This window comes from Veillonella parvula (assembly GCF_018366295.1).
GTDB lineage: Bacteria > Bacillota > Negativicutes > Veillonellales > Veillonellaceae > Veillonella > Veillonella parvula_P.
Genome location: NZ_JAGZIJ010000019.1, coordinates 1 through 6,411, shown reverse-complemented (window position 1 = coordinate 6,411; position 6,411 = coordinate 1). Strand labels below are relative to the sequence as shown.

2 protein-coding genes and 1 pseudogene are annotated in these 6,411 nt (G+C 42.5%); all 3 read right to left on the bottom strand.

What is annotated here, in order from left to right; genetic code table 11:
• Positions 1-243, bottom strand: a pseudogene (locus tag KHY58_RS09985) (hypothetical protein); the annotation flags it as partial.
• Positions 244-349: 106 nt separating this feature from the next.
• Positions 350-5,695, bottom strand: a complete 5,346-nt coding sequence (locus tag KHY58_RS09980) for an ESPR-type extended signal peptide-containing protein (protein ID WP_004698088.1) — start codon at positions 5,693-5,695, stop codon at positions 350-352.
• 256 nt (positions 5,696-5,951) lie between these two features.
• A partial coding sequence (locus tag KHY58_RS09975) for a hypothetical protein (protein ID WP_278473252.1) occupies positions 5,952-6,411 on the bottom strand: 460 nt, incomplete at its 5' end.

Below are 6,411 nucleotides of genomic sequence, written 5' to 3'. Positions count from 1 at the left end.
AGTCATAACGCGGGAATCATCCATGATGCGCTTGCCCTTTTGGTCCAATTGGAATTGTGTGAAAGCATTCACTACGTCGCGAACTTCTTCGCTAGGCACAGGAACAGCCACTTCTGCTTCAATCACATTTAATGGTTCAGCCGGTTGTTCCGGCATCATCAATGTATCACGAGCCGCATCCGCTTGACCTACCGCACACACACAAGCAAGTGCCAATACAGGCATAAATTTTTTGAATTTCATAAATCCTCCTAATGATGAGCCGCCTCCCAAAGGGCGGCTTTCATATTCCTTACATGATTCTTACATGACTAGAGTATACTAAATAACCCATTTAATCAAGTCAAATTTACTTTGTAAGCCCTGCTTGTTGCATCAACAATGCAATTTGAGCCTTCATTTGTTCATTATCTTCCTTTACAGAGGATAATTCATCAATACGTTGTTGCATACGTGCGTTATCATCCTTAACAGCAGACAATTCATGGAGGCTTTCTTGCATACGTGCATTTTCAGCTTTCAACGCTGTTACCTCATCTTGCAACACATAAATGGAGCTGATTGGGCCACCCTTATAACGTTCAGGAACTGCTTTCTTCGCATCGGAAGTACCGAATTTACGAGTTACACCGGCATTTACCATGTTATGGTGGCTACCAACAGATACGCCTACATGGAACATTGTATCTTCTGCTGTGTAATGTGCAACGCCAAGAGCCGCCGCAGTTTCACCTCTGTAATTACCGATACCGGCCATCACTTGAGTTGGTTCCAATGGATCATATTGAATAGGTTTCAATGCAGACATAGCCGCCGCATGTGCGCCTACACGTTGTGTTTCGCCCGCTACGGAGTTAATAGCATTAGCTAACCCATCTGTAGCACCTTTCAATTGATTTACGTTAACCGCATCCGTGCCGTTTACGCCAGGGCCTACATTGGTAATTGTATTACCGCCGTTGTTAAGGCCATCTTTAGTAAGACTAACTGCATTACCACTAGCAGGTGTAATCGTTATACCGCCACCGTTCATAACTGTAGTATTACCTGCAGCATCCTTAGTTGTTACTGTTTCAAGACCTTTCAAGTCTTTCGCCATACGAACCTTAAGGTTGCCAGTACCATCAGATACGACACCTAAATTGTCTTCTGTAGTCAACTTGCTAGCATCAGTAATGCCACCCACTACATTAACTTGTTCGTTAAGCTTTTTCTTGATTACGGAACCGCTATCGCCACCGTATTTCATACCATCATCTTTAGTTGCCACTTGGTGGGTCTTACCGTTTTCGTCTTGGTACTTAATACGAGTGATGTTGTTCCCATCTAAGTCTGGATCACCTTTATCAACGGTAATATCCGCATTACGGCCGTCTTTGCCAGTTAAACCGATATGACCAACACCGTCTTTGCCGAACATAGATACAGCATCTTTACCGTCTTTGCCTGTGATACCTACCTTGCCGTCTGTACCGTCAGCACCGTTAGGACCAGTAATGGATACGCCGTCCTTACCGTTTTTACCAACTTTTACCTTATCAGTAGTTACGCTGTCAGCTTTGAGGTCTTTATCCATCATAACCTCTATATTACCGTCCGCATTAATTTTTGTTTTAATATTTTCGGAAGAGTAATTAGTATCAGCTTTGTCGCCTGTACCCACAACAGATACAGTTTCACCTAAGTTTTTATGAACTGGATTACCACTATTAGCACCAAAGTTCAAACCTTTTTTCGTGATTTCATCACTTAGGTTGTTAATCTTATTATCTAAAGATTTGTGAGATTTTTGCAATTGGTCTTCTGTAGCAGCACGACCGCTTGTGATGTTGTCAGGATCCCAATCTTTGTTTTCTAGACCTGTCACATAACCGTCTTTACCATCAACAGATACCTTGCCTGCCGCAATCTTACCATCTTTACCATCGATAGTTACCTTGTCGCCAGCTTTAATGGTACCGTTTTCACCGTCAATTGTTACGTTGCCAGCTTTAATAGTACCTTTATTGCCATCGATTGTAACTTTATCACCAGCCTTGATTGTGCCTGTAGTACCGTCCAACGCAATTTGTTTTGTAGCATCAGAGCCCAATGTTATTGTATCTTTTAGTTTCACTTCGTAATTTGTACCACTACCCGCCTTACTTGATGAAACTACTTCAATATTATTACTGCCGCTTACAGTTGTCTTTGCACCAGATATAGCACTATCTAATTGATTTTTATTAACTGCATCTGTGCCGTTCACACCAGGTCCTACATTGGTAATCGTATTACCGCCGTTGTTTAAACCATCTTTTGTGAGGCTTACCTTATTACCACCAGCAGGATTAATTGTCATACCATCACCGTTGATAACAGTATTATTACCACCGTTTGTGAAAGTTGTGGATGTTAATCCTTGTAATTCTTTGGCCAATTTTACATTTAATGTACCATTACCGTCAGATACAACGCCAATATTATTGTCAGATAACTTAGCTGCATCAGCACCACCTTTGATAGTTACGGTATCACCTAATTTTCTGTTGCTTACAGCACCAGTATCACCAGCGAAATTCAAACCCTTATCAAGAGTCTTATTAATATTCACGATATCCCCGGCATTTTTCGCAATGTTTTGTTTATTATCGGCGATGTCCTGCTTGTTTTTATTGATATCATTCTTATTATTAGCGATATCTCCGGCATTTTTATCAATAGCGGACTTATTCGTGTTAACTTTATCGTTAACCTTCTTCAATTGATCTTCAGTAGCGCCACGACCAAATACAGCTACAGGATGATCTACATCCCAGTCCGTATTGGTAAGACCTGTTACATGACCTGTAGTGCCGTCCACAGTTACAGGATGTGCCGCTGTCGTACCGCCTACAGTAATCTTATCACCTAAGCCAACAGTATATTCCTTACCGCCTGCTGCATTTGTACCTTCTGTTACGGTTACATTCGTATCCTTTGCTTTTACACTAGATGCCTTCGCAGTACCGCCGATAGCCTTTTGTAATTGGCTGTAGTTAACCGCATCATTAGGATTGCTACCGTCCGCCACGTTGGTAATCTTTTGATTGTTCGCATTGATACCGTTTGGCGTTACATAAGTCTTACCGTCTACAGTTAAGCCACCATTATTGATCGTTGTATTTCCGGCTGTAACACTGTCCAAACCTGTCAATGTTTTAGCTAGTTTCACATTCAACGTATCCGATCCATTAGATACAACACCAATATTGTTATCAGACAATTTTGTCGGATCAGTCACACCACCGATAATATTCGTCTGTTCACCAAGTTTACGAGTAAATTGATTAGCTGTAGCCGATGCAGCTTTCACATCACCGGCATATGCCACACCCTTATCCATCTCTGAAGTAACAGCATGCAATTGACTACCATTGATAGCATCCGTAGAAGTAGCGGAAATACGACCTGCTGCTACATTAGTAACGGTCCGTTCCATGCCTGCCTTGCCTACACTTACGGTAGATGCTGGGTTAATACCTGCAAAGTTATGTACAGTCCCGTTAATAGTTGCAGAAGGTGTCGCCACAGCTGCTGCTGTTTCAGAACCTGTACCCAATGCTACAGCACTTTCATTATCTACCTTTGTATTATTACCGAGAGCCACAGCATTTTTCGCTGTTACGGAAGCATTGTTCCCGAGAACCATAGCTCCATCAGCGGAAACATTGGAATTACTACCTACTGCATAAGAACTATCGGCTGTAATACTATTCTTATAGCCGAATGCACCAGACATATTACCCTTAACAGTACCGGCAGTAACAGTTGTAATTTTATCCTGGTCAGCACCTGCACCACTGCCGTTTGCTTCCGTCGTGGTCACAACAGTAGCGGAACCGATAGTATTTCCTGCACCAATAGCATACGCCTGATTGCCGTAAATCGTATTCTTAGAACCAACAGCAGCAGACTCTTTCCCGGATTTAGAACCGTCTTTCATATCTAAACCGACCTGGTTCGTATCACCGATAGAGGATGAACGATCACCATAAGCACCAACCTGTGTACCAAGAGCAAGAGAATTTATTCCCCAGCTACGTGCCATGATGCCGATACCTGTGCTGGCTACGCCTTTAGTCAAAGAGTTGATACCAATTGCTGTAGAGCCTGTACCATAGGCTTCACTCAATGTACCGATAGCCGTAGTTGCATCGCCGATAGCTGCTGTATTTGCATATTTACCTTTTACATTAATAGATGCCGAACCAAGAGTGCCCGCGAATTTATCTTCAATTTCCTTGTTAAAGCTCTTTTTAATACCGTTTCCTACAGCCAATTGAGGCACAGCTGTTTCCAATTCAGTACGAGCCATATCGATATCATCACCACCGATGGCAACAGATGAATTACCGATAGCTCTTGTATCTGCACCCAATGCAAGAGACTGTGTACCATAAGTTTTTGCAGTGCTACCAATAGCTACACCTTGAGCATATTTAGGATTAACAGTGCCACCAGCGTTCTTAATTTTTACATTTGTTTCCGCAGATGCACCGATAGCTACATCACCACGAGCACCGTAAGAAGCGGCATCCGCCCCCATAACAACAGCGCCAGATCCAGGATTTCCATGTTCCGTAGAAACAATACTCTTTGCGGAACGACCGATAACAACATCCCCATTTTCCAACGCTTGTGCACCATGACCGATAGCCACCGTACTTGTCGGAATATTTGTTCCTACAGTACTTTCACCGGTTGCCTTTGCACCTGTACCGATAGCAATAGAATTAGTACCTGTTGACTTTGCTGTTTCACCTATAGCAATGGAGGACGCTCCAGTGGCTTCACTATCCCAGCCCATAGCAGCTGCATTAGTTGCATCAGCTGTAGAGTTAGCACCAATAGCACGGGCACCTTGTGCTAATGCTTTTGCACCATTACCGATGGCTACGCCCCACTCACCGCGAGATTGAGAGCCGTTACCCATAGCAACAGCACCACCTTTAGACGCCTTTGCATTATTACCAAACGCCATGGATGAACCACCATAAGCACGCGCATTGGAACCGAAAGCCTGATCATTATCAAGGCCTATCAATTGATTAGCTTCATCAAATCCGGCACGTGCATTATTACCAAGGGCAAAGCCGTTCGTGGATTGTACGCGTGCTTCATTACCGATAGCTACGCCGTTATTAGCAATTGTGCGCGCATTACGACCAATAGCTACAGCTTGCGCACCTTGACCGATAGTGCTTGTACCAATAGCAATTGTATTGATATCCTTAGTTGTCGCATCATGACCGATGGCAATACCACCGCTCTTATCTGTAATACCTGGTGTTGCTGTAGCAGGGTTAACACTTACTGTAGCACCATGACCGATAGCGATACCGTTTTGGCTTTCAGATTCGGATGGATCATTTTTACCAACAGTAGCGTCTGTACCCATAGCCACACTATAGTCACCGCGAGCATTTGTTCTTTCACCTACAGCAATACCGCCGTCATTTTCTGCTGTCGCACCAGTACCTCTTGTAATAGGTGCCCCCAACGCATCCGTAGGCATCATAACGCCTGTCAACATAATGGCAACTGCTGTAGTACCTACCATTTTAGAGAATACAACCGACAAAGAGGAACGTTTCGTCATGTTCTTTGCTGTTTCTGCCACAACAACATAACAGCCCTTTGTGCGATTCCAAATCACTTTAAATACTCGATTCATTAATCTTTCTCCTTTAAAGCAAACTAACTATATCCACTTACATAAAAATCTTAGAAATAAATCGATAATCAATGAGAATATATCGATATTTTTAAAAATATATTACTAAAATACCACATATTTCTGAAAAAGTAAAATTTTTTTCATTTTATTTTCATGAAATTATACGTTTAGATTATTTCGATATATAAAAAAATATCGAGGTACTACCCACTCGGACAGTCCTCGATATTCTTATTCATTCTATTAAATTATTTTATTGAATTGTGGGTGCATTAATCGCTTTGCGAAGGTCTACTGTAGAAAGTTCGTCCATCGCAGGAGCCATTTTTTCGTCCACAGGTTTCACGCGATTATTGCCGTCTTTCATAGCTTCGTTCAAGCTGAAGATAACCATTTCATTCATGTAGAAACGCAATTCATCATCATGTACATTGGCTGTATTGCGATCCAAGATATCGATGATTTGTTGCGCATAGTCCAATTTAGCGTCTTCAGACACCGTCGCATGGTCCGTAAAGAACTGCTTGTAATCGTTGTACAAACGATCTAATGCCAAACGCCCATAGCTATCGTTTTTATAACGATGGCTTACGATGTACCAACTACGACGAACGTTCATGTAGTACAACACATTGTTGCGGTAACGCTCTTGACCAGTCATAACGCGGGAATCATCCATGATGCGCTTGCCCTTTTGGTCCAATTGGAATTGT

Excerpts from the sequence above, each read along its gene's own strand:
- KHY58_RS09980 (WP_004698088.1), bottom strand. The coding sequence starts at position 5,695 with ATGAATCGAGTATTTAAAGTGATTTGGAATCGCACAAAGGGCTGTTAT.